The sequence below is a fragment of the Flavobacterium sp. genome, assembly GCF_046296355.1.
Lineage (GTDB): Bacteria > Bacteroidota > Bacteroidia > Flavobacteriales > Flavobacteriaceae > Flavobacterium.
Genome location: NZ_JBKBLM010000008.1, coordinates 41,407 through 64,758 on the forward strand (window position 1 = coordinate 41,407; position 23,352 = coordinate 64,758).

23 protein-coding genes are annotated in these 23,352 nt (G+C 38.1%); 7 read left to right on the forward strand and 16 right to left on the reverse strand.

Annotated features, from left to right (window positions below):
- The first annotated feature begins 114 nt into the window (after window positions 1-114).
- The 3 genes from aroC (at window position 115) to ACK4HO_RS05575 (ending at window position 3,958) form a co-directional block, all read left to right on the forward strand.
- Window positions 115-1,176 carry a chorismate synthase gene (aroC, locus tag ACK4HO_RS05565; protein ID WP_409663728.1) on the forward strand — a complete coding sequence of 354 codons (1,062 nt, stop codon included), beginning with the start codon at window positions 115-117 and terminating at the stop codon, window positions 1,174-1,176.
- A 3-nt stretch (window positions 1,177-1,179) separates the two neighbouring features.
- Window positions 1,180-2,436, forward strand: coding sequence for a dicarboxylate/amino acid:cation symporter (locus tag ACK4HO_RS05570; RefSeq protein ID WP_409663731.1), 1,257 nt, complete (start codon window positions 1,180-1,182; stop codon window positions 2,434-2,436).
- A gap of 64 nt (window positions 2,437-2,500) precedes the next feature.
- Window positions 2,501-3,958, forward strand: a complete 1,458-nt coding sequence (locus ACK4HO_RS05575; RefSeq protein ID WP_409663735.1) for a T9SS type A sorting domain-containing protein — start codon at window positions 2,501-2,503, stop codon at window positions 3,956-3,958.
- A 38-nt stretch (window positions 3,959-3,996) separates the two neighbouring features.
- Here ACK4HO_RS05575 and ACK4HO_RS05580 read toward each other — a convergent pair whose 3' ends face one another.
- The 3 genes from ACK4HO_RS05580 to ACK4HO_RS05590 form a co-directional block, all read right to left on the reverse strand.
- Window positions 3,997-4,134, reverse strand: coding sequence for a hypothetical protein (locus ACK4HO_RS05580; protein WP_409663738.1), 138 nt, complete (start codon window positions 4,132-4,134; stop codon window positions 3,997-3,999).
- A 61-nt stretch (window positions 4,135-4,195) separates the two neighbouring features.
- Window positions 4,196-4,618: a thiol-disulfide oxidoreductase DCC family protein gene (locus tag ACK4HO_RS05585; RefSeq protein ID WP_409663741.1), complete on the reverse strand. Its 423-nt coding sequence runs from the start codon at window positions 4,616-4,618 to the stop codon at window positions 4,196-4,198.
- A 1-nt stretch (window position 4,619) separates the two neighbouring features.
- A complete protein-coding gene (locus ACK4HO_RS05590; RefSeq protein WP_409663744.1) occupies window positions 4,620-6,788 on the reverse strand; it encodes an endonuclease MutS2 in 2,169 nt (722 codons plus the stop codon).
- An 84-nt stretch (window positions 6,789-6,872) separates the two neighbouring features.
- On the opposite strand from ACK4HO_RS05590, the gene ACK4HO_RS05595 reads away from it, so the two are divergent.
- Entirely contained in the window at window positions 6,873-7,538 is a 666-nt protein-coding gene (locus ACK4HO_RS05595; RefSeq protein ID WP_409663747.1) for a uracil-DNA glycosylase, read from the forward strand.
- A 1-nt stretch (window position 7,539) separates the two neighbouring features.
- On the opposite strand, the gene ACK4HO_RS05600 is transcribed toward ACK4HO_RS05595, so the two are convergent.
- From ACK4HO_RS05600 to ACK4HO_RS05635, 8 genes are all read right to left on the reverse strand, one after another.
- A complete protein-coding gene (locus tag ACK4HO_RS05600; RefSeq protein WP_409663750.1) occupies window positions 7,540-8,130 on the reverse strand; it encodes a hypothetical protein in 591 nt (196 codons plus the stop codon).
- Window positions 8,131-8,141: 11 nt separating this feature from the next.
- Window positions 8,142-8,711 carry a hypothetical protein gene (locus tag ACK4HO_RS05605; protein ID WP_409663753.1) on the reverse strand — a complete coding sequence of 190 codons (570 nt, stop codon included), beginning with the start codon at window positions 8,709-8,711 and terminating at the stop codon, window positions 8,142-8,144.
- A 67-nt stretch (window positions 8,712-8,778) separates the two neighbouring features.
- Window positions 8,779-9,642, reverse strand: coding sequence for a transglutaminase (locus ACK4HO_RS05610; RefSeq protein WP_409663756.1), 864 nt, complete (start codon window positions 9,640-9,642; stop codon window positions 8,779-8,781).
- Window positions 9,643-9,728: 86 nt separating this feature from the next.
- Window positions 9,729-10,580: a substrate-binding domain-containing protein gene (locus ACK4HO_RS05615; RefSeq protein WP_409663759.1), complete on the reverse strand. Its 852-nt coding sequence runs from the start codon at window positions 10,578-10,580 to the stop codon at window positions 9,729-9,731.
- Between the two features lie 74 nt (window positions 10,581-10,654).
- Complete coding sequence (locus ACK4HO_RS05620; protein WP_409663762.1) at window positions 10,655-11,200, reverse strand: GNAT family N-acetyltransferase; 546 nt, start codon at window positions 11,198-11,200, stop codon at window positions 10,655-10,657.
- Between the two features lie 89 nt (window positions 11,201-11,289).
- Window positions 11,290-12,156 carry a nucleoside phosphorylase gene (locus ACK4HO_RS05625; protein ID WP_409663765.1) on the reverse strand — a complete coding sequence of 289 codons (867 nt, stop codon included), beginning with the start codon at window positions 12,154-12,156 and terminating at the stop codon, window positions 11,290-11,292.
- A 31-nt stretch (window positions 12,157-12,187) separates the two neighbouring features.
- On the reverse strand, window positions 12,188-12,520 hold the full coding sequence (locus ACK4HO_RS05630) for a translation initiation factor (RefSeq protein WP_409663768.1): 333 nt from the start codon (window positions 12,518-12,520) through the stop codon (window positions 12,188-12,190).
- Window positions 12,521-12,672: 152 nt separating this feature from the next.
- On the reverse strand, window positions 12,673-13,626 hold the full coding sequence (locus ACK4HO_RS05635; RefSeq protein ID WP_409663771.1) for an isopenicillin N synthase family dioxygenase: 954 nt from the start codon (window positions 13,624-13,626) through the stop codon (window positions 12,673-12,675).
- A 208-nt stretch (window positions 13,627-13,834) separates the two neighbouring features.
- Between ACK4HO_RS05635 and ACK4HO_RS05640 the strand changes: the two genes are divergently transcribed.
- Window positions 13,835-14,566 carry a T9SS type A sorting domain-containing protein gene (locus ACK4HO_RS05640; protein ID WP_409663774.1) on the forward strand — a complete coding sequence of 244 codons (732 nt, stop codon included), beginning with the start codon at window positions 13,835-13,837 and terminating at the stop codon, window positions 14,564-14,566.
- 140 nt (window positions 14,567-14,706) lie between these two features.
- Window positions 14,707-16,683, forward strand: coding sequence for a thiamine pyrophosphate-dependent enzyme (locus tag ACK4HO_RS05645; RefSeq protein ID WP_409663777.1), 1,977 nt, complete (start codon window positions 14,707-14,709; stop codon window positions 16,681-16,683).
- Between the two features lie 67 nt (window positions 16,684-16,750).
- Here the strand turns inward: ACK4HO_RS05645 and ACK4HO_RS05650 are convergent, their stop codons facing one another.
- The gene (locus ACK4HO_RS05650; RefSeq protein ID WP_409663780.1) at window positions 16,751-16,894 is read right to left on the reverse strand and encodes a hypothetical protein; all 144 of its coding nucleotides are present in this window, start codon (window positions 16,892-16,894) and stop codon (window positions 16,751-16,753) included.
- Between the two features lie 340 nt (window positions 16,895-17,234).
- On the opposite strand from ACK4HO_RS05650, the gene katG reads away from it, so the two are divergent.
- Complete coding sequence (gene katG / locus ACK4HO_RS05655; protein ID WP_409663781.1) at window positions 17,235-19,412, forward strand: catalase/peroxidase HPI; 2,178 nt, start codon at window positions 17,235-17,237, stop codon at window positions 19,410-19,412.
- Between the two features lie 116 nt (window positions 19,413-19,528).
- On the opposite strand, the gene ACK4HO_RS05660 is transcribed toward katG, so the two are convergent.
- The 4 genes from ACK4HO_RS05660 to ACK4HO_RS05675 all read right to left on the reverse strand — a co-directional run bounded on the left by ACK4HO_RS05660 (window position 19,529) and on the right by ACK4HO_RS05675 (window position 23,193).
- Window positions 19,529-19,885, reverse strand: coding sequence for a hypothetical protein (locus tag ACK4HO_RS05660; RefSeq protein ID WP_409663784.1), 357 nt, complete (start codon window positions 19,883-19,885; stop codon window positions 19,529-19,531).
- Between the two features lie 520 nt (window positions 19,886-20,405).
- Window positions 20,406-21,545, reverse strand: coding sequence for a hypothetical protein (locus ACK4HO_RS05665; protein ID WP_409663786.1), 1,140 nt, complete (start codon window positions 21,543-21,545; stop codon window positions 20,406-20,408).
- 73 nt (window positions 21,546-21,618) lie between these two features.
- Window positions 21,619-22,077 (reverse strand): DUF4440 domain-containing protein, encoded by a 459-nt coding sequence (locus ACK4HO_RS05670; protein ID WP_409663789.1) that lies wholly within the window; start codon window positions 22,075-22,077, stop codon window positions 21,619-21,621.
- 162 nt (window positions 22,078-22,239) lie between these two features.
- Complete coding sequence (locus ACK4HO_RS05675; protein WP_409663792.1) at window positions 22,240-23,193, reverse strand: Fic family protein; 954 nt, start codon at window positions 23,191-23,193, stop codon at window positions 22,240-22,242.
- Window positions 23,194-23,352: the final 159 nt, after the last annotated feature.

A 23,352-nucleotide genomic window follows, 5' to 3' on the forward strand; every position in this document is an offset into this window, starting at 1 on the left:
TTACATAATATTTGTTAAAAGTTATAAAATTTCTATTCAGATAAAATTAAATAATCTTATGCCAAATTTCGATAAATAGTTGCAAAAAACTATATTTGTTTAAAACATAACCCTATGGCCGGAAACAGTTACGGAACACTTTTCAGACTGAGTACTTTTGGAGAATCTCACGGTGAAGCACTTGGCGGAATCATTGATGGTTGTCCTGCAGGATTAAACATTGATTTGGATGCCATTCAATTAGAAATGCAACGTAGAAAACCCGGTCAGTCCGCTATAGTGACCCAAAGAAAGGAAGAAGATGAAGTCCGATTTCTTTCAGGCATTTTTGAAGGTAAAACAACAGGAACTCCAATTGGGTTTATCATTCCCAATACCAATCAGAAGTCAGATGACTACTCTCATATTAAAGACAGTTACCGACCGAGTCATGCCGATTATGTGTATGAAAAAAAATACAGCATCCGCGATTATCGTGGTGGCGGAAGAAGTTCGGCGCGTGAAACGGCTTGCAGAGTAGTTGCCGGTGCGGTTGCCAAACAAGTTTTAAGCACTATCAAAATCAATGCTTTCGTTTCTTCGGTAGGGGCTATTTTTATAGACAAACCCTATCAGGATTTGGATTTCTCTTTCATAGAAACCAATGCGGTTCGTTGCCCCGATTTGGCTACAGCCGAAAAAATGGAAAACTATATCAAAGAAATTCGTAAAGAAGGCGACACCGTTGGCGGAACCATTACCTGTGTAATTCAAAATGTGCCGATAGGTTTAGGGGAACCCGTTTTTGATAAACTTCACGCCGAATTAGGCAAGGCCATGTTGTCAATTAATGCCGTGAAAGGATTTGAATTCGGTAGCGGATTTTGCGGTGCACAAATGAAAGGCAGTGAGCATAACGACTTATACAACGAAGACGGCACGACAAAAACCAATCTTTCCGGTGGAATACAAGGCGGGATTTCAAACGGCATGGATATTTATTTCAGAGTGGCTTTCAAACCGGTAGCCACTTTAATTCAGAAACAAGAAGTGTTAACCAATCAAAATACTATAGTGGAGCAGCAAGGCAAAGGCAGACATGATCCTTGTGTAGTACCAAGAGCGGTTCCGATTGTAGAGGCTATGGCAGCCTTAGTCTTAGCCGATTTTTATTTACTAAACAAAACTTATCAATAATAAATGGAGACAACTGAAACTACCAAAAAATCATTATTAGCCAATCTTACTTTTCAGATTCTAATCGCCGTGGTCCTTGGAGCGATTTTGGGCGTCTTTGTTTTCAAGAATTTTGATGAGAGTACGAGAGAAACGTTTAGCAAAAACATTAAATTATTAGCCACTATATTCATCCGTTTGGTTCAAATGATTATTGCGCCTTTGGTTTTTACTACTTTGGTTGTAGGTATAGCCAAATTGGGTGATATCAAATCGGTTGGGCGAATAGGCGGAAGAGCTTTAGGATGGTTTTTTACTGCTTCTTTTATTTCATTACTAATAGGAATGTTCTGGGTCAATGTTTTAGAACCGGGAAAAAACATAAAGTTACCTAATTTAGACACCGACAAAGCTTCAGAAATTGTTCAAAAAACAGAAGGCTTTTCAGCGCAGAACTTTGTAGAACACATCATTCCCAAAAGTGTCGTTGAAGCCATGGCTACCAATGAAATTTTACAAATTGTAATTTTCTCCATTTTTTTCGGATTGGCTGCCGCTTCAATAGGTTCTCATGCCAAGCCGGTTATCAATGCTTTGGATAAAACTTCGCACATCATTTTAAAGATGGTGAATTATGTGATGAAATTTGCTCCGTTTGGAGTATTCGGAGCCATAGCAAGTGTTTTGGCTATGATTGATTTTTGGGAATTAATTACGACTTACCTTTATTTTTTCGGTTCTTTTTTAATTGGAATAGGAACGCTTTGGATTGTTTTGTTGTTGGTGGGCTATTTGTTTTTAAAAGGGCACATGACTACATTGTTGAAGCGAATCATGAGTCCGTTAGTCATTGCTTTCGGTACAACGAGCAGTGAGGCGGTTTTCCCCAAATTGACCGAAGAATTAGAGCGATTTGGAGTAAAAGATAAGATTGTTTCTTTTATGTTGCCATTGGGTTATTCCTTTAATTTGGATGGCAGTATGATGTACATGACTTTTGCCAGTATTTTTATCGCGCAAGCTTATGGTGTTCACTTGGATACCGGAACCCAAATGACCATGCTGTTGGTCTTAATGCTTACCAGTAAAGGTATCGCTGGTGTCCCGAGAGCGAGTTTGGTAGTGGTGGCAGCCACTTGTGGAATGTTTAAGATTCCCGAAGTTGGCATAGCTTTGATTTTACCAATAGACCACTTTTGTGACATGTTCAGAAGTGCAACCAATGTGTTGGGAAATGCCATTGCAACTTCAGTTGTAGGCAAATGGGAAAAAGATAGTTAAAAAACTATGATATTTGAAATACTTTACTAAATTTGTTTTCTTGAAACTTAATAAAATTATATTTATGAAAAAACTTTTACTTTTATTCTTTACGGTTGCCGGTTTTGTGAGTGCGAATGCTCAAACTTCATGTGCAACTGCAGTTGCCGTTACAGACGGTTCAACTACTACAGTTCCCGCTTTGACAGGAACTTATCAATTAGCTTGTAACAATGTTAACGGTGAGTTGGCTACAGGTCCTTTAGGAATGTGGTATTCTTTTACTGCTACAGGAAACGGACAAGTGACTATCAGTTCTGACTTAGCTCAGAATGTTGCTCCAACATTTAGTGATGATACCAGACTTTCTGTTTATACAGGTACTTGTGGTACATTAACATGTGTTGATGGTAGTGATGACATCGATGCTACAAACTACTTAACACTTTTAACATTTGATGTATCTACAGGAACAACTTATTACATTCAATGGGATAACAGATGGTCTGCAGCAGGTTTTGATTTTACAGTTGCTTTTACAGGAGTGTCTTGTTTTCCTGTGAATACTGTTAATGCTCCAACAAACATTGCAACAAATTCAGTTACTCTTAATTGGACAGCTGCTTCAGGTACACCACAAGGTTATGAAGTTGAATATGGACCATTAGGATTTGCTCAAGGAGCAGGTACTGTATTAACTACAGCTACTAACTCTATCACTATCCCTGGATTAGCAGCTTCTACTCCTTACTCTTATTTTATCCGTACTAATTGTGGATTAGGTGGTTTCAGTACTTGGAATACTACATCTGCTTTTACAACTGCCAAAGTTTGTCCACAAGTAGTTGGTTTTGAAACTACTCCTGAGTTAGTGGGTATGACTACTTTTGGTAATGGTTCTTATGGATTAAGTGCTAACGCTCCGGCTAATGCTCAATCAGGTAATTTCTATTGGATATTTAACACCAATGCTACAGCAGCTTCTAACAACTGGTTATTTACAGCTCCTTTTTCATTACAAGCAAATGAAGCAGTAACGATCACTTTTTGGATTAGATGTGCTACAGTAAGAAGTTTGAGACTTACAGTAGGTAACGATGCACTTCAAGCCGCACAAACTACACAACTTTGGGCTAATGCAGCTTTGAATAATCCAACATACACGCAATTTACAGCTACTTACACAGCGCCAGCTACAGGTATTTATTATTTTGGATTTAACGATATCTCTACTGCTCAAGCTGTAGCTACTATGCGTTTAGATTCTATTAACTTCTCTTCTGTTCTTGGAACTAATGATTATTTAACTTCTAAATTCTCTGTTCATCCAAATCCGTCAAACAACGTTATTAATTTTACTAATGAAGCTAATGCTGTAGTTAGTACAATTGAGATGGCTGACTTAAACGGAAGAGTGGTTAAAACAGCAAACGTGAATGCTACTGAAGGTCAAGTTTCTGTTAGCGATTTAGCTGCAGGAATTTACATGATGACAATCACTACAGATCAAGGTGTTGCCGTAAAGAAAGTTGTAAAACAATAATCTTACACTTCAATATAACAAAAAACGACTAAGGAAACTTAGTCGTTTTTTTTATTCTTACTGTTCATCATCAGCAAAACGGTGGCTACGAGCGCTACTATTACGAGGGCAAAAATACCTATCATAATAAATGCACCATTGTCCCAAGAATACAAAGGAATGTTTAGAGAAATCATGATTTATCAATTAGAGTTTATCAAAACTACAATGATAAATTCGGATGTAGTATGATAATTGTCATACTAAGAATTTGGCTTTAAGTTCAGGTGTCGGAATCATACAAGCTTCCTGTTTGCCATACCATTTGTAACGATTCTTGGCCACAAAGTCATAAACAAAATCAGCGATGAATTTTGGGAATATCGTAAAGATTCTAAGCAACGTGTAAATTCCGCCAAACTCGTTTATAATTTCTAAAGCGGCTACCGATTTGTAATAGTAAGCTTTTGTAGGTTCATACAAAACAATGCTGTCTGTATTTTTAATATCAATGCCAATGTGCTTAATGATTTTTAGGCCCAATTCAGATTGAAGCGCAACAAATCGGAAAACATCTTTTTTATCATGCTTAATCACAAACTGAACCGAGGCATTGCAAAGATTGCAAACACCGTCAAACAGGATTATCTTTTTGTCATTGGGCAAGTCGGCTATTTCCATATTACTTGTTTTGTACAAATTCTAATTGTTCCAAACTCACTTTAGAAGTAAAGACGCCATAATTTACAACAGCTTTGTTCTTTTCAATCTTGTCAATGGTGCCAATAGCTTTTCCGTCAACCATTCGAACGCGGTCGCCAATTTTCAATGTTACTTTGGGTTTTTCAGCTTCTAGTTTTTGGGCTTTGATTTTCTTCTCTTTCTTTTCTTTTCGAATTTCTTCTACTTTGACTTTGACTTCCTCAACTACTTTTTTCTGAATGATTTCAATCTCTTTTTTCTCTTTAACCGAAGCTTTTTTGCGTTTGGAGTTTTCGATTTCCACAATTTTTAAGAATTCTCCAATCAAGACTTTTTTATCTTTATTATTGAAGTACTTCTCCGAAATATCATCTACTTTTTGCCCCATATAAATCAAGCGCTGGTTGGCATCGTATAATTCCTGATAACGCTCCAACTTGTCCTGAATCTTGGCATTGATGCTTTCCATCTTTTTGCTTTCTTCACGCGCTTTAGTTTCTTCTTCTTTGAGGTTTAAAGACGTTTTTTCAAGCTTTGAACGTTCTTTTTGCAAAGTGGCAATGGTTTTGTCAAAGCGCACTTTTCCGCTTTCAATTTTCTTCTTAGCGCGATTAATCAAGCCATAAGGAATACCGTTTTTCTGTGCAACTTCAAAAGTGAAAGAACTTCCGGCTTGTCCCAAAATCAATTTGTACATCGGTTCCAATGATTTTTCGTCAAAAAGCATGTTGGCATTGGAAGCAAAAGGCAATTCATTGGCCAAAATCTTTAAATTGGAATAATGCGTCGTTATAATTCCGAATGCTTCTCGATGATAGAATTCTTCCAAGAAAATCTCCGCCAAAGCGCCACCCAATTCAGGGTCAGAACCCGTTCCGAATTCATCAATCAAGAACAAAGTTTTAGCATTACATTTTTTCAAAAAGTAATTCATATTCTTCAATCGATAACTATAGGTGCTCAAATGGTTTTCTATCGATTGGTTGTCGCCAATATCCGTTAGGATTCTGTCAAATAAAAACGTCTCGCTTCGTTCGTGTACCGGAATCAAAATCCCACATTGCAACATTAACTGAAGCAATCCAACAGTTTTCAGCGAAATGGTTTTTCCACCGGCATTCGGACCGGAAATTACTATAATCCGACTTTGATCATTCAATTCAATGGTCTGTGGAAATGTTTTTTCCTTTTTTTCCAAATTGTTCAAAAACAAAATAGGATGGAAGGCATCTCGAAAGAACAATCGTTTTTCTTCGATGATATGGGGCAAAATCGCATTGATTTTACGAGCATATTTGGCTTTAGCCGAAACCACATCAATGTCACTCAGAAAGTCTTGGTATTGTTTTAATAAATCAATAAATGGCCGAATATCATTCGATAACTTCTTCAGAATCTTAGTGATTTCTTCGCGTTCTTCATACTCCAAATTACTCAATTCTCTCGAATAACGCAAAGTCGCTTCAGGTTCGATATAGGCAATACTTCCGGTTTTGGAGCTGCCCAAAATGGAACCTTTCACTTTGCGGCGATACATCGCTAAAACAGCTAAAACGCGTCGGTTTTCCACGAAACTTTCTTTGATTTCATCCAAATAACCCAAACCGTTGTATTGACTCATCGCCTGACCAAAACTTTGGTTGACTTTGCCTCGAACTAAACTCATGTCTCGGCGGATATTGATTAAATCCGGTGAAGCATTGTCTTTGATTTCACCATATTTATCAACGACTTCGTCAATTTTTTGGATGATGTATTTGGTGTATTCTATCTGAGTAGCCTTTTCATTAAGCTTTGGATAATAATCGTTGAACTTTTTCAAAAACAACAATAAGACATTTACTGTTTCTGACAACGTAGCCATTTTTCTGAAACTGCCTACTTCCAGGAAACTGTCTTCAATGGCTAAGAATTTAATGTCATGCGAAATATTTTCAAATCCGTGATTCGGAATGGCGTTGTTATTGGTAAAAGAGGATAAGTATTCCGATGTTTGCAACAACGCATCCATCAAAGTTTCTTTGTTTTTAAAAGGAACGATTTCCAAAGCTTTTTGTTTCCCGATTTCAGTGTTACATCGATCTGAAATGGTTTGCAAAATGGTGTTAAATTCTAAATCCTTTAGTGTTTTATCTGTAATCGATATCATTCAATCAGTGTCTTTGGTTCAAAGTTACAAAGGATAAAATCCATATTGCAACAGAAAATAGTATTTTTGGTAAAATTTTATGAGATGTTAATCAAAATGCATTCTTCTTGGCATGACCAACTTTCCGATGAGTTTGAAAAACCTTATTTTGAGAAACTCACCACTTTTGTCAAAAGCGAATATGCCACTCATAAATGTTTTCCTATTGGTACTCAAATCTTCTCTGCTTTCGACCACTGTCCGTTTGATAAAGTCAAAGTCGTTATCATAGGTCAAGACCCGTATCATGGTTTTGGGCAAGCCAATGGTTTGTGTTTTTCTGTGAATGATGGAATAGCTTTTCCGCCATCGTTGATTAATATTTTTAAAGAAATTCAAACCGATTTAGAGTTGCCTATTCCTATTTCGGGAAATTTAGAACGCTGGGCTGACCAAGGTGTTTTATTGCTCAACGCCACGCTAACTGTTAGAGAAAGTGAAGCTGGAAGCCATCAAAATCAGGGTTGGGAGACTTTTACCGACGCGGTGATTAAAAAAATATCCGACGCAAAAGAGAACACAGTGTTTTTACTTTGGGGCGGATTTGCCAAAAAGAAAGGTGCCAAAATCGACCGCAACAAGCATCATGTTCTGGAAACCGGTCATCCCTCACCGCTGAGCGCCAATCGCGGATTGTGGTTCGGCAACAAACATTTCAGTAAAACCAATGCTTATTTGCAAAGTATTGGCAAAGCCGAAATCCAATGGTAGTTTAGTTTACATTGAAATAAAAAAAGCCATTACCATCAAGGTTTGAAACAGCCGCATTGATATTGACAATGAGGTTTTTAGTCGAACTTTGTGAAATCAATTCAACGCTATTGTTTGATGCACTGTTGTAGCCAAAGGACAATCGGTAGTTTCCGGCAGTTAGTAAAGGGAAACCAACATCATAACGGTAATATTCATCAACCGAATTGTATTCGCAAATACCATAAACATAAGCACCATTTTGAGCTTCTCCCGCATCAATGTCCAGTTGGCTATCGTTAACGGTTACTACTTCCCAATCGGTAGCATTTATTTTTCTTTCGATTACATAAGAAAAGGCAAAAGCGGTTGCATTTCCGGAGGTTTTGTATATGTCTAATAAATCAGTTTGTCCGGGTTCAGGCATGTATCTTGGAATATCAGCTTGAACATACAGATAATCACCAACATTGTATAATGTAGCGGCAGGAAATGTTACGATGTTATTGCCGGCTTCGACATAAATGGTTTTATAGAAAGTATCGTCATTGGTATCGCAACGGGTAAATAAGGTTGCAAAAAATAACAAAGCGAGGTATGATAGTTTTTTCATGTTTTTACGAATTAAAATCGGTAACCTAAATTAAATCCTACTCTGGAAATCACATCTGGGCTTTTATCGCGGTTGGTTAAGTTAGAACCGAATCCGGCTAAAAACTCTATAACAAAAGCATCTTTAATATACATTTTGTAACCCAAACCGCCACCCAAACCAAAATCACTGTATTTTGATTTTTCGGTGGTGTAATAACCGTTGCCACTTCCATCCGTCATTCGAACAATTTCTTTGAAATCGCCACTGTTATAGGAACCAAAAACCTCGGCAAAGTAAAAACTTCTTTTCCCTTTTGACAATTGGTATCTTACATAAGGATTGAACTCAAATTTAGGGACATTATTTCGGTAGCCATTGTCAAAATCTTCATTCAACCTGTTGCTGTCTGAAAAATTGACATTGAAACCGGTCGAAAAATTACCACCGAAAAAGCGTTCGTAACTCAAACTGGCTTTTTGCCAAACCAAAGCTGACAACAAATCAACTCTGAATTCATTTTTCTTGTTGTCCAAAGGGGAAGTTTCCTGGGCTTGTGAGGCCATAGAAACCAATAGTAACAGACTAAGTAACTTTTTCATTAGGGTCATTTTAGTTGAAACGAATATAGTAAATAAAATTTTTAGTAATTATAAATTCAAAAAAGAATTAATCTAAAGTCAAAGCACCCAAAATTTCTTCATTCATAAACGGTCCGCCCGGATATTTAGCCGTATAATCAAGATTTAACCAAATGTTTCCGCGTTCGTCAATGTGGTAATTGATTGGTTTGTTTTTACTTTCTAAAGGGAAAAGGATTTTTTTGATGGCATAATTAATTTTTTCCAAATCCTTTTTGGTGCCAATGTAAATCTCGGGATAAATATGGCCTTTGGTATGGATCAAACGGGTAGTGCCACCGATAGATTTGATGCAGGCCACCATAAATATAGAATGGTCATCACAATCACCCGACAAATATTGCAGCGACTCGGTAGCATTGGCAATGTAGTCATGTCCTTTAGGGTCACTTACATAATACCAACGGGTATTGATTTCTTTAAAAACAGCAAAAGATTGAATTAGGGTAAAGTACTCATGGTAACCTTTTACATTTTTAAAATGCTTAGAAGTTGCCATGATGGCAAAGTTTCTGATTTTTGGATTTTGGTATTCAATGGCATCCAGGATTTTAGTTTTGTTGGGAAACGGCAGCAGTTTTGAAACGATAATATCCTGCGGATAAGGATCTTCATTCATAGTATAAATCATAGAACGATAGTCTTCATACACGCGTTCAAACCCATATTTTCCCGAAAGTGTTCCATACAATAGCACTATAAAATAGAGCATGACTGAAATCAAAGTAACCCTTCTCATGGCTCTTAAAATCAATTGAATTATCAGGAGAATAAAGATAAAGAGTACAACCCTGTCAATGTGAAAAAACCAATCTAGTGTGGCTAAGTTGTGGTGTAGAATGATAAAAATAGGGATGGTTATCAGGATATTCAAGATAAAAATGATTATCATGTCCCACGGACTTTTTATCCTGAATTTTTCTTTCAGTTGCTGATAAGTAAGATTTCCTATTTTTATCATATTGCCAAAGGCAAAAGCTAGACGGCTTTCACGATTTCAGCAAAAGTACCTTTTTTATCTATAATTTTGAGGTCAAACAACTGATTTTGAATTTTGTTTAACACATTTTCTGTTAAAGATTTTTGCGACCATTTGGTAAGCGATAGCCATTCTTGAATATCTTCTGATTTTTGGTGGTATTTCAAAGCCAAAGTTCGGTCAATGCTTGGAATATCTTTAAAATCGGCGGTAGTATTATTGATAATGTCTAAAATCAAATCAACCGTTTGAAAGTTGTTTTCTAAGAATTCGTTTCGCACCGCAATTACAAAACAAGGCCAAGGTGTTGGGCAATCGGCAACGCGGCGAAAAATACCTTTGTCTACTAAGGGTTTGGTCATAAAACGCTCCCACATGAAATAATCGGCTGAGCCGTTGGTTAACGCTTCGACTGCGCCGTCAATGGTGTTGACAATTTCGAATTGCAGTTTTTCCGTGTCCCAATTTTGATTTTGGGCATTGACATACGACATCAAATGCGAACCGGAACCATAGCGCGAAATAGCGGCTTTGGTGTTTTCTAAATCGGTTAAAGTTTGGTAAGAAGAACCGGCACCAACGTGTATTCCCCAAATCAGCGGACTTTCCACATAAACCTGTACAATGGAACTTGGATTGCCACTAACGATATCTTTTACGATGCCTTCAGTCAAAATCACGGCAATATCGGTTTCGCCATCGCGTAGCATTTGACACATTTTACCTGTGCCTTCCGGAACGTCGGTCCATTGTAGGTCGATACCGGCTTGGTCAAATTCGCCATTGTCGATACACAAATGCCAAGGCAAGTTGAAATGTTCGGGAACGCCTGCTATTTTTACGGTTTTCATTTAGATTGTTGGATTATATGTTATAGACAGATAGATAATAGATGTTAGATTTTAGTCTCTCATCTCTTCGTCTCTTATCTCTTTTCTTTTTTTAAAGGATTTTCCATCTGCCACCATTTCCAAATCACACCGTCTTTATCGGGATATTCTTCCATGAATTTGAGTCCGACTTTTTGTAAAATATGGTTTGAGGCACCGTTTTCTGAGTGCGTATAAGCGTTCATTTTGTCAATTTTCATTTGGTTAAAACCGTAGTCTAACCATGCTTTTGAAGCTTCGGTGGCGTAACCTTTGTTCCAAAATTTCTCGTTTAAGCGATAGCCGTAATCGTAGAAATTGGTATTGCCGTTTTCTACATGGTCGTCTACAAATTTGATGCCTGTCCAGCCAATGAATTCGCCGGTTTCTTTTACAATTGTGGCAAAACGCCCTATGTTGTTTCTTTCATATTGCCCGCGAACGTACTCGATGACTTTGATGACTTCGTCAATTTGTTGTACCGGAGTTTGCCAAAGGTATTTGTGTACTTCGGGATTTTTATCCATGTCAAACATCGCCTCGGCATCAGTTAATTCGAGCGGACGTAGTATAAGTCGGTTGGTTTCTAGTATTAAATTCATGTTTTTTTAATTAGCCCCGACCTGCCTGCCGGCAGGCAGGTTGCAGCGGGAAATAGCTCCTGAAATAAATTCAGGATGAATCCTAAAATTTATTCTGCCAATTTATCTAAAGCATACGCAATTAAAGCATCTACGGCTTTGTATGGATCTTCGCTAAAAGTTCCCGTAGCACGGTTGGCGATGATGGCGTTGAGTGACAAGCATTCGTGACCCAGCAGTTTCCCTAAGCCGTAAATGGCTGCGGTTTCCATTTCGAGATTGGTCATTTTGATGCCTTCGAATTCGAAACTGTCCATTTTACTGTTCAGCTCAGCATCTTGAATTTCGAGGCGCAACACGCGACCTTGCGGTCCGTAGAATCCGCCTGCCGTTCCGGTGAAGCCTTTATGAATTTGATTGCTTTCAATTTTTTTCTCCAAACTTTCCGAACAACTGATCACGTAAGGTCGGCCTTTTTTCAAATCCCAGTTGGTTTGCGAAATAAATGCCTCTTCCATAGCTTTTTCGGAAATATCATCAATCAAATAGGAGCGAAGCATATTGTCTAAGCCCAAACCGTATTTACTCATCACCATACTGTCACAAGGAATATCAGCTTGCAACGAACCCGAAGTTCCGATGCGAACAATGTTTAAAGAAACTAGGTTTTCTTTGGGTTTGCGGGTGTCCAAATCGATGTTGACCAAAGCATCCAATTCGTTCATGACAATGTCAATATTATCCGGACCGATTCCGGTGGACATTACCGTCATTTTTTTGCCTTTGTAGTAACCGGTTTGCGTTTTGAATTCACGTTTTTGGGTAGAATATTCAATGCTGTCAAAGAACTGCGTGATTTTTTCTACTCGGTTTTGGTCGCCTACAAAGATAATATTGTGCGCTATATGTTCTGGCTTTAGGTTTAAGTGATAAACGCTGCCGTCAGGGTTTAGGATTAATTCTGAGGATTGTATCATTATTGTTAATTTGGTTATTCGGTGATTTGTTTTATCCGCCGACGCGTTTGGTTTTAAAACCTTTTTCTTGAAGCATTTTCATTATTTTGTTGCGGTAATCGCCTTGAATAATGATAGCGCCATCTTTGAAAGTGCCACCAACGCTGAGTTTGGTTTTGATTTCTTTGGCTAGTACTTTAAAATCTTCCTCGCTGCCTTCGTAACCTTCGATGATGGTGGTGGCTTTGCCTTTTCGTTTTTCGTATTTGCAAATCATGGGCTCTTTTTGGATAAAAAGCTCGTGGTTTATTTCGGCTGTAGCTTCCGGTTCGTTCGAGGGTTCGTGGTCGGGGAAGAGTTTTTTTAGTTGTTCTTGTAAGTCCATTTTTTAAAGTTGCTGAGTTACTGAGTTGCTAAGTAGCTGAGTTCTTTTTCTTAGGCACTCAGTTACTCAGACACTCAGTTACTTAGTTTAAAAACCAAAAAAGACATCAAGTGTATAACCCAATGTCTTTAATGAAATTATTGAATTAACCTTTATTTTTTCTTTAATCCCAGTTCAACCAGTCTTTCGTCAAGGTATTCTCCTGCCGTGATGTCTTCGAATCCTTTTGGATTGTTGGCATCGATGCATTTCTCTAAACAATTCAGTGGCATATCGCTCACCGGGTGCATAAAGAACGGAATTGAAAAACGGGAGGTACCCCACAATTCTCTTGGCGGATTCACTACTTGGTGAATGGTTGATTTTAATTTGTTGTTGGTGTGACGGGCTAGCATATCGCCTACGTTAATCATCAATTCGTCCGGTTGTGCCATCGCATCAATCCAGTCGCCATTGTGATTTTGTACTTGTAATCCTTTGCCTTGCGCACCCATTAAAAGCGTAATCAAATTGATGTCACCGTGAGCAGCCGCACGAACAGCGCCGTCTTTTGGTTCGTCAGTGATTGGCGGGTAATGAATTGGTCTTAGGATACTGTTCCCGTCTTTGATGTAATTGTCAAAGTAAAACTCGTCTAAACCAATGTACAAAGCCAAAGCTCTTAATACATAAACACCCGTTTTTTCCAACATTTTGTAGGCTTCTTTTCCCACCTCATTAAAATGTGGCAATTCAGAAACCGTTACGTTATCAGGATATTCGATGGCGTATTTTGAACCTTCGCTAACGTATTGTCCGAAATGCCAAAATTCTTTTAAATCTCCGGCCGAACGACCTTTGGCATGTTCTTTTCCAAAAGAGACATACCCGCGTTGGCCACCTATTCCGGGAATTTCATAACCGGCTTTGGTTTCCAATGGTAAGTTGAAGAAATTGCGCACTTCGGCGTACAAATCACTTACCAGTTTGTCATCAAGAAAATGACCTTTTAGTGCCACGAAGCCAATGTCTTCGTAAGCTTTTCCGATTTCATTTACAAATTTTTGTTTACGTGCCGGATCGTCCGACAGGAAATCACGTAAGTCAACACTTGGAATTTGTTGCATACTACTAAAACTTTTTTGTTAATAACTTATGTTGGAAAAATTCCAACGATAGCTACAAATGTAACGATTTTTCGAATAAGAAAAGTCAAAGTTATTAACAATTGCTTTTGTGTTACCGACTCATTTATAGTAGGTTACTTACTGTTTTGGTTTTTAGAATTAATTAGGCTAAATTTGAATGACTATTAACTCCCTAAAAACCACTCGGATGAAAAAACTTTACCCTTTATTTTTATTTATAACTGTTGGGATGTATGCCCAAACCGGTACTTTGTGTACAGATCCAATAGTGATAGCCACTTTGCCTTACAGCACAAGCGACAATACTGCCAATTATGCGGATAATTATGATCCGCCAACGGCAACACCCATCTCTTGTGGAGCCGGAACTGCAGGGAATTACTATCTCGGTGGAAATGATGTCATTTATACCTATACACCAACAGTTAGTGGTACCATTACTTTACAACTGCCTTCTGCTGTAGGTTGGAGCGGTCTTTTTGTGTTTACCAGTTGTGCCGGTATAGGTTCAGCACCTTATGCCTGCAGTTGTAGTTCTGCTGCCGGAAATCGTACTATCAGTGACTTGGTAGTTACAGCAGGGGAAACATACTTTATCGTAATTTCTTCATGGCCTTCACCTCAAACCATCGCATACACTTTGAATGTAACTCAAACAAGCCTCGGAAGCAATGAAATTGTCCAACCCCAATCAGTGGCTTTATATCCAAATCCGGTGCGACAAGAGCTATTTTTGGAAACCAATACGCCCATCAAAAACGTAAGCATTATTGCGGTCAACGGTCAAAGATTGACTGCCCAATTATTGGACAACCACAGTATCAATGTAGAAGGTTTAGCCGCAGGGTTTTATATCTTGGAGATGACCACTGAGGAAGGTTTCACTTTGCACAAAAATTTTGTAAAGGCTGCGAATTAAAAGATACCCTATTATTAAACAAACCCCAAGTGATGATTCGCTTGGGGTTTTTCTTTTGGTAAAATTGTGGCTAACTTTCGCCTAAAAACTACAACGATTGAAATCTGTTTTTATACTTTTGCAACACCAAAACAAACCCAATGAATTTCGACAGAAAAGAGTTATCCAATATCCAATTATTGGATTTATATAAAAAACTGCTCAAGCCCAGATTAATAGAAGAAAAAATGCTCATTCTATTGCGTCAGGGAAAAGTATCCAAATGGTTTTCAGGTATCGGACAAGAAGCTATTTCGGTAGGAATAACTGCTGCTTTAGACCAAGACGAATACATTTTACCGATGCACCGAAACTTAGGCGTATTTACCGGAAGAGACATTCCCTTGCACCGTTTGTTTTCGCAATGGCAAGGTAAGAAAACCGGTTTCACCAAAGGCCGAGACAGAAGTTTTCACTTCGGAACCCAAGAATTCAACATCATCGGAATGATCTCGCATTTGGGTCCGCAAATGGGTGTGGCCGATGGGATTGCTTTGGCCAATAAATTAAAAATGAACGGCAAAGTAACCGCAGTTTTTACCGGAGAAGGCGCTACTTCGGAAGGCGATTTTCACGAAGCGTTGAATATTGCAGCCGTTTGGGAATTACCTGTTTTGTTTGTGATTGAAAATAATGGTTACGGACTTTCAACCCCAACCAATGAGCAATACCGTTGCGAGAACTTAGCCGATAAAGGCGTGGGTTACGGAATGGAAAGTCATATCATTGACGGGAATAATATCTTAGACGTTTATACCAAAATAGCAGAACTAAAAGCTTCGATGATTGATAATCCTCGTCCGGTTTTATTAGAGTTCAAAACCTTCAGAATGCGTGGGCACGAAGAAGCGAGCGGCACCAAATATGTCCCTCAGGAATTAATGGACATGTGGGCGATTAAAGACCCGATTTCAAATTATAGAGATTATTTACTTCAAGTAAGTGTGCTTTCGGAAGCGGAAGATGATAAGATAAAGAAAGCCATCAAAGCCGAAATTGACGAACATTGGGCAACTACACAAGCGGAGCCTGAATGTGAAGCCGATTTAGCCGAAGAGCTTAATGACATGTATGAATCGTATGAATTCGAAGCCGTGAATCATGGCGATTCGGTGGAGAATATTCGTGTGGTGGATGCTATTTCGAATGCTTTACGCCAATCGATGGAGCGTCATGATAATTTGGTGATCATGGGGCAAGACATAGCCGAATATGGTGGTGCTTTTAAAATCACGGATGGTTTTGTAGCGCAATTTGGCAAAGAACGTGTTCGCAACACACCAATTTGTGAAAGTGCCGTAGTTTCTGCAGCGAATGGTTTGTCTATCAATGGTTACAAAGCGATTGTAGAAATGCAGTTTGCCGATTTTGTATCTACAGGATTCAATCCGATTGTCAATCTTTTGGCCAAACAACATTACCGTTGGAACGAGAAAGCCGATGTAGTAGTGCGCATGCCTTGTGGCGGTGGCACTCAGGCCGGACCTTTTCACTCGCAAACCAATGAAGCTTGGTTTACCAAAACACCTGGGTTAAAAGTCGTTTATCCTGCGTTTCCTTATGATGCCAAAGGGTTATTAAATACCGCCATCAACGACCCTAATCCGGTGATGTTTTTTGAGCACAAACAGTTGTACCGTTCGGTTTACCAAGACGTCCCAACCGATTATTATACCATTCCTTTAGGAAAAGCCGCTTTGTTAAAAGAAGGAACTCAAGTGACTGTAATTTCTTTTGGTGCCGGAGTACATTGGGCTTTGGACACTTTGAATAAACATTCCAATATCAGTGCTGATTTAATTGACTTGCGCAGTTTACAACCTTTGGATAACGAAGCTATATTTACCTCGGTTAAAAAGACCGGAAAAGTAATTATACTTCAAGAAGATACTTTATTTGGAGGTGTTTCTAGTGATATTTCTGCCATGATTATGGAAGAGTGTTTTGAGCATTTGGATGCGCCGGTAAGAAGAGTGGGAAGCTTGGAAACAGCCATTCCGTTTGTGAAAGCTTTGGAAGACCAATACCTACCGAAAGACCGTTTTGAGGAAACCTTGTTAGCCTTGATAGCTTATTAATCAAGTATTATATAAAGCAAAAGGCACGAGTAATCGTGCCTTTTGCTTTATATCGAATTTTGGAATCTTATGCTTTTTTGTCTTTTTTCAATCCTTTTTTGAAATAGTCTCTTAATTCCTTTTCTTCTTTACGGTTTCTCAGAAAGAAATAAAAGGCCAAGTTAACGGCTATCACCACAATAATACTAATTAGTATAAAATTGTCTTCCATGGTTGGTTTTTGTTATTTTTTTGTTTGTTCAAAACTAATAAAAAGCATAGTCATCTGGGAATTAAAATATTATCAAATGATTAAATAACTGTTTTTTATAAGAAAAAAAAGATAAACACCTCCAAAAGTAAAAAGTATTACTAAAATTACTTACACTATTAGTTTATTTTCCTCTTTTGATTTTAAAATAAGATTACTGCTGTATCAGTTCTTGAGTAGATAAACTATATAACTTATCCTTGCATCGAGTATAGTTTTTATCTATTAAAAAAATAATTCAGATAGTAAAACATTTGGTAATTTAGCACCATAAGTTCATAACAACAAACCAATTCATATTATGGAAAACAATGCTAACGGTTCCGGGAAATGTCCTTTCTCTGGAGCTCAAGTAAAACAGGGTACAGACGTGCCCAATAACAGCTTTTGGTGGCCCAATGCGTTAAACCTCGACATTTTGCACCAACACGATTCCAAGACTAATCCGCTTGGAGAAAATTTCAACTATGCGGAAGAATTCAAAAAATTAGACCTCGAAGCCTTAAAGAATGATTTGAAAGCCTTAATGACCGAAAGTCAAGACTGGTGGCCTGCCGATTGGGGTCACTATGGCGGATTGATGATTCGTTTGGCATGGCACAGTGCCGGAAGTTACCGTATAGCCGATGGTCGTGGCGGTAGCGGAACCGGAAACTTGCGTTTTGCACCACTTAACAGTTGGCCGGATAACGGTAACCTTGACAAAGCAAGAAGATTGCTTTGGCCTATCAAGAAAAAATACGGAAACAAAATTTCTTGGGCCGATTTAATGATTTTGGCCGGTAACATGGCTTATGAATCGATGGGCTTTAAAACCTTCGGATTTGCCGGTGGTCGTGAGGACATTTGGCACCCTGAAAAAGATGTTTATTGGGGTTCAGAAAATACATGGTTAGCACCATCAGGTGGTGAAAAAAGCCGTTATTCTGGCGAGAGAGATTTAGAGAATCCGCTTGCTGCGGTAATGATGGGGTTAGTGTATGTGAATCCTCAAGGGGTTGACGGAAATCCTGATCCTTTAAAGACAGCCAATGACATGCGTGTAACGTTTTTGAGAATGGCCATGAACGATGAGGAGACTGTGGCTTTAACTGCAGGTGGACATACCGTAGGGAAAGCCCACGGAAATGGCGATGCCAATGCCTTAGGTCCGGAACCGGAAGCAGCCGACGTAGAAACGCAAGGTTTTGGTTGGTTGAATCCAAAAGGAAACGGAAACGGTGTCGATACCATCACCAGCGGATTAGAAGGCGCTTGGACTTCGCATCCCGACAAATGGAACCATACGTATTTTGATATTTTATTAAACCACGATTGGCAATTGTCTAAAAGCCCGGCCGGTGCTTGGCAATGGGATCCGATTAATATGGCCGAAGAAGACAAACCGTTTGATGCCCATATCAAAGGCGTACGCAGAAATCCAATCATGACCGATGCCGATATGGCTTTGAAAATGGATCCTGAGTACCGCAAAATTTCGGAGAAATTCCAAAAAGACCCACAAGCTTTTGAAGACGCTTTTGCCAGAGCTTGGTTTAAGTTGACTCACCGTGATTTAGGACCAAGAAATCGCTATTTAGGAGCCGATGCGCCTCAAGAAGAATTGATTTGGCAAGACCCGATTCCGGCGGTTGATTATACGCTTACGGAATCTGAAATAGATGCATTAAAAGCAACATTATTAAACAGCGGCTTAACGGCAACCGAATTAATCAACACCGCTTGGGACAGTGCCAGAACTTTCAGAGGTTCGGATTTCCGTGGTGGTGCCAATGGTGCTCGTATTCGTTTAGCGCCTCAAAAAGACTGGGAAGGCAACGAGCCGGAACGCTTAAATAAAGTGTTAACCAAACTTACCGAAATCCAAGCCGGATTGAGCAAAAAAGTATCTCTTGCTGATTTGATTGTCGTAGGAGGAACAGCAGCTGTTGAAAAAGCAGCCGGCGTTAAAGTACCTTTCGCACCGGGTAGAGGAGATGCTACTGCTGAGATGACGGATGCCGAATCGTTTGACGTATTAGAACCATTACACGATGGTTTCAGAAACTGGGTGAAAAGTGACTACAAAGTACAGCCCGAAGAAATGTTGTTAGACAAAGCCCAATTGATGGGATTGACTGCACCGGAAATGACTGTACTTATTGGAGGAATGCGTGTTTTAGGCACCAATTACGGTGGCACCAAACACGGCGTATTTACCGAGAACGAAGGCATACTAAGTAATGACTTCTTTGTCAACCTCACCAATATGAACTACTCATGGAAACCGGTAGGCAAAAACTTGTACAACATAGTAGATAGAAAAACGGGGCAAACGAAGTGGACCGCTACCAGAGCCGATTTGGTTTTTGGTTCTAACTCGGTACTGCGTTCTTATGCTGAAGTGTATGCGCAAGACGACAACAAACAAAAATTTGTGAATGATTTCGTAGCGGCATGGACTAAAGTCATGAACGCCGACCGTTATGATTTGGCTTAAATAGTTATAGTTTATCAATAAAAAAGGTGGTTCGTTTGAGCCACCTTTTTTTGTATTTCAGAGCCTTGAGTTAGTAGGCACGGATTGCAAATCCGCGCTGTCGGGTTTGCCGTACACTATTTTGTAATAAGTATTGCAAATTTGTGATGTATGGATTCATTATTCTTGTCTCGGAATCCAACATGAAGATTTAAAGTGTCATTTTCTATGACTTCTCTTTCAGGCGTGATTTCAAGAGTTACTTCTTCTTTTGGGTTTTTACTTTTAATAAATCTAATTCCAGGCGCAGACATTGTCATTTTTTGAGTATCAATATTTTCTACTTTCAGATTGAGAACTGATTTCTTTCCCCAAGTTAAAGTTCTAACTCCGTTGTCAATTTTTAAAACTACTTTTTGATTTTCACTTACAAATGTGAAATCATCTTGTACAGCGAATAAGATTAAAAAGATGCTTGATAATAGTACTTTCATGATGTTTAAGTTAAATGTTCCGAGGCAATCTCTGCTAACTAACCGATAAGCATCATCACTATCAGCAGTGTTCCCAAATTTAACCAATTCCCCACCACAAACCAATCCCCATCAATAGGGATTTTACCTTAAGTTATCAACATAAATTTCTTATAAATTCGCTTTTTAACCACAATTTTTAAATTCTACTAAGCCGTATCAAAGCCGTATCAAAGCCGTATCAAAGCCGTATCAAAGCCATAGATAAGCCATACCAAAGCCATAGATAAGTTATGTTAAGCCATATCAACGTCATAGTAACGTCATATCAACGTCATGGTAACGTCATGAAAGCCAATAAAAAGCTACTGCGTCCTATTAACGTCCTATTAACGTCCAATAAGCGTGCAGTAAACGTGCAGTAAGAGTTCAGTGGTCAGTTATCTCCCTTATCCCTTATGCCTTATCCCTTTTTTTAATTAAGCACAGATTCCTTCGGCAGTTGCTTTGCTCGTGTGTAAATCAGCGCTTACGGGGACAGTTATTCATTAATTTTCCTTTTACAGAATTCTGTCCAACTTTCGTTGCTTGGGTCAGAAAATATGATTGGGTTTTTACCATAGTAAGTAATGTTTTCAACGCCAACGGCATCTGCTCGCTCTTTCAACTCTCTGGCGTGAAATGCGTGATGAGAAGATATTTCAGGAGCAGCATAAGGATGTACAACCTCTCTAAGGGTATTATTTATCCAAATTTCCGGGTCATCAGAAGTCATTAAAGACAACATATCAACTTCTACTCTATAAGCATCAATAGCAGATGATTCGTATTGTGCTGTTGAGGATACACCATAAATTTTTTGAATATTCCCCGTTTCATTGGCTAGTATTTCTGACCAAGTCAAATTATAATCAAAAAAAACATCATTTACATAACGGTCTTCAATATTATAGCTTGCTTGAGTTTCTCTCGCAACTACGCCTTTTACTCTGCTTGATTCTCTTAAAACAGGGTCGCTACTTGAAGCATTTGCAAAGTCATTATTAAACGCAATCCAAAGAGAAGTTCCTGCACCTGCTGAATTACCTGCTAAAACTATTTTATTCTTGTCAATATTAAAATCACTTGCCCGATTTCTGATGTATTGTAGAGCCCTTCTTACGTCTGACATTGGTTTTTTAACACCTTCGATTTCTCCTGTTGTGTTTAGATAAGTATAACGAATAGTTGCAAATGCAATATTGTTTTGAAGTAAGTAGCGAATGTCTGTGGGAAAATCCCAAGCTCCACCTGATTGAATAGTATATACAAAATCTTTATCACCACTTGTAAAACCACCACCGTGAACATATATCACTAAACCTGTCGGAGTACTAGAATTGGGTAGCCAAATATCAAATTGAGTTCTTGCTTTGTTGTCATATGCAATGTCTTTAGCAAATTTTGCATTAATTCCTTGCAAGTCAAATGGGGAGTTTGAAAAAGTAATATTAGAAATAGGGGTAACTTGGTTTTCATCGTCTTTTCCACAACAGGAAGTTAATGAGATTAAAAACAAAATCATTATTTTTTGGAGTACTTTCATTTTGTTTGCGTTTCGTTTATAATTGCCAAAAACGGCATGCATTTTACAACAGCTGCGTGTTGATTTCAAATATAAAACTCCTTTTTGAATTTTCATAGACTCGAGTTAATGGGCACGGATTCCTTAGACAGTCGCTTTGTTTGTGTGTTAATCCGTGCCAACGGTTTTTTTATTCATTTTTTACTCTTGTGGAATGAAGCATTTGTAATTTCCAGCCATTTTCTGTTAAAATTGCGGTGGCACTTTCCAGCCAATACGCTTTTCTGATTATTTTATGGTCAACCGTAAATACCGCTTGGTTTTTGTAGGCAATCCAAGCCATTCCATTTGAGACTTTAACATCAATAATTTCAATGGAGTTCACTCGGGTAGGAATCGGTTTTTTAAGGACAGCTTTGTCTAAATAATTGGTAATAGAGTCATTATTCCACACTTCTCCATTTTCCAAAAGCAGAAAATCCTTGGTGTAATATTGATCAATGTTTTTAGAATTTAATTCAGACCATATTTCGTCAAAAGATTTAATAATTAATGCTTCTAACTCCGATTTTTCAGTTTTGATTGCGTTTTGTCCAAAGGATAGTGTTGTGAAACATAGCGCCAAAATTATAGTATTAATTTTTTTCATTTTTTATCTTAAAAATTTGGATTTAATCTTGGAATGTGGCTAGTAACAGTTACAAATATTAATCACTGCCGATTCCAAATATAACTAAAATTTCAGTCAGCGAATATATTTCCGATAAAGCCAAAACCAGTCATTAGCACAAACTGTTTATAGCAACGGTAATTATTTCACTATATATTTCGTTTTGTTCAGATTACCAATACTATCAAACATATTCAATTCAATTCCTTTTTTCAAATCTCTGCTAGCTGTGGCAGAAGACAAATCTTTGAATATGTTCATGTAATCTTTACGATTAAACTCTTTAATGCCTAGGTTCAAAAAATACTCTAACCGATCAATATCTTTTAATACTCTGTTGTTATAGTTAAGCAAGTTTTCAAGTGACTTTTCAATAACACCTAGCATATATTCAATAAAGTAAGTTGACTTTCCTGACTTATCGCTTAACGCCAATGATTGATAATAATCCTCTTGGGTTTTGCTGATTAATGTTTCGAATGGCAAAAACTCAAAAACCGGATATTCCGCCATTAGAATCAGCGTTTGCCATAATCTTCCCATTCTGCCGTATCCATCTAAAAAAGGATGAATGAATTCCATTTCGTAATGAAATACGCAACTTTTTATTAATGTTAATTCATCAGTATCTTTCAGATATTCAAACAAATCTTTCATCAAATGCGGTACATTTTCAAATGGAGGCGCAACGTGTTCTACTTTGGTTCCTTTAACTATTCCAACACCTTGCTTTCTATATTTCCCGGCACTTTCAATTATTCCATGCATTAACTGAAGATGCGCTTTTAAAAAGCTTTTGTCTGATGAAAATTGATATTCTGCTAGTTTTTCATAGACCTTAATGGCATTTAAAACTTCCAGCACATCTTTTTCCGGACCAATAACTCTTTTGTTTTCTATTAACGCAGTAATCTGCTCTTTGGTTAAAGTATTGCCTTCAATTTGTAAAGAAGAATGAATGGTTTTGATTCTATTCTGTTTACGGAGTTGTGGAGATTGTTTGCTTAGGTAATTAGCATTTACTTCTCCAATTTTCTCAGAAATTGAGCTTATCAGTTTTAGAATTTTCGGAGTAATATCGTAAGGCGGTTTCATTGATACTATCATTTGATATTATCAAAGGTAGTTTTTTTTTGCGAATGGCTAAAATTAGGTTGGTAATTAAGCGATAACTATTTAAGGGAAGATGGAAGATGGAAGATGGAATTCCAACAGTCATTGCAACCCATTGTGCATACTTTTAAGTTGTAAAAA

Bases quoted from the DNA above. Each gene is read 5' to 3' on its own strand.
- aroC (WP_409663728.1), top strand. From the start codon at position 115: ATGGCCGGAAACAGTTACGGAACACTTTTCAGACTGAGTACTTTTGGA.
- ACK4HO_RS05570 (WP_409663731.1), top strand. From the start codon at position 1,180: ATGGAGACAACTGAAACTACCAAAAAATCATTATTAGCCAATCTTACT.
- ACK4HO_RS05575 (WP_409663735.1), top strand. From the start codon at position 2,501: ATGAAAAAACTTTTACTTTTATTCTTTACGGTTGCCGGTTTTGTGAGT.
- ACK4HO_RS05580 (WP_409663738.1), bottom strand. From the start codon at position 4,134: ATGATTTCTCTAAACATTCCTTTGTATTCTTGGGACAATGGTGCATTT.
- ACK4HO_RS05585 (WP_409663741.1), bottom strand. From the start codon at position 4,618: ATGGAAATAGCCGACTTGCCCAATGACAAAAAGATAATCCTGTTTGAC.
- ACK4HO_RS05590 (WP_409663744.1), bottom strand. From the start codon at position 6,788: ATGATATCGATTACAGATAAAACACTAAAGGATTTAGAATTTAACACC.
- ACK4HO_RS05595 (WP_409663747.1), top strand. From the start codon at position 6,873: ATGTTAATCAAAATGCATTCTTCTTGGCATGACCAACTTTCCGATGAG.
- ACK4HO_RS05600 (WP_409663750.1), bottom strand. From the start codon at position 8,130: ATGAAAAAACTATCATACCTCGCTTTGTTATTTTTTGCAACCTTATTT.
- ACK4HO_RS05605 (WP_409663753.1), bottom strand. From the start codon at position 8,711: ATGAAAAAGTTACTTAGTCTGTTACTATTGGTTTCTATGGCCTCACAA.
- ACK4HO_RS05610 (WP_409663756.1), bottom strand. From the start codon at position 9,642: ATGATAATCATTTTTATCTTGAATATCCTGATAACCATCCCTATTTTT.
- ACK4HO_RS05615 (WP_409663759.1), bottom strand. From the start codon at position 10,580: ATGAAAACCGTAAAAATAGCAGGCGTTCCCGAACATTTCAACTTGCCT.
- ACK4HO_RS05620 (WP_409663762.1), bottom strand. From the start codon at position 11,200: ATGAATTTAATACTAGAAACCAACCGACTTATACTACGTCCGCTCGAA.
- ACK4HO_RS05625 (WP_409663765.1), bottom strand. From the start codon at position 12,156: ATGATACAATCCTCAGAATTAATCCTAAACCCTGACGGCAGCGTTTAT.
- ACK4HO_RS05630 (WP_409663768.1), bottom strand. From the start codon at position 12,520: ATGGACTTACAAGAACAACTAAAAAAACTCTTCCCCGACCACGAACCC.
- ACK4HO_RS05635 (WP_409663771.1), bottom strand. From the start codon at position 13,626: ATGCAACAAATTCCAAGTGTTGACTTACGTGATTTCCTGTCGGACGAT.
- ACK4HO_RS05640 (WP_409663774.1), top strand. From the start codon at position 13,835: ATGAAAAAACTTTACCCTTTATTTTTATTTATAACTGTTGGGATGTAT.
- ACK4HO_RS05645 (WP_409663777.1), top strand. From the start codon at position 14,707: ATGAATTTCGACAGAAAAGAGTTATCCAATATCCAATTATTGGATTTA.
- ACK4HO_RS05650 (WP_409663780.1), bottom strand. From the start codon at position 16,894: ATGGAAGACAATTTTATACTAATTAGTATTATTGTGGTGATAGCCGTT.
- katG (WP_409663781.1), top strand. From the start codon at position 17,235: ATGGAAAACAATGCTAACGGTTCCGGGAAATGTCCTTTCTCTGGAGCT.
- ACK4HO_RS05660 (WP_409663784.1), bottom strand. From the start codon at position 19,885: ATGAAAGTACTATTATCAAGCATCTTTTTAATCTTATTCGCTGTACAA.
- ACK4HO_RS05665 (WP_409663786.1), bottom strand. From the start codon at position 21,545: ATGAAAATTCAAAAAGGAGTTTTATATTTGAAATCAACACGCAGCTGT.
- ACK4HO_RS05670 (WP_409663789.1), bottom strand. From the start codon at position 22,077: ATGAAAAAAATTAATACTATAATTTTGGCGCTATGTTTCACAACACTA.
- ACK4HO_RS05675 (WP_409663792.1), bottom strand. From the start codon at position 23,193: ATGAAACCGCCTTACGATATTACTCCGAAAATTCTAAAACTGATAAGC.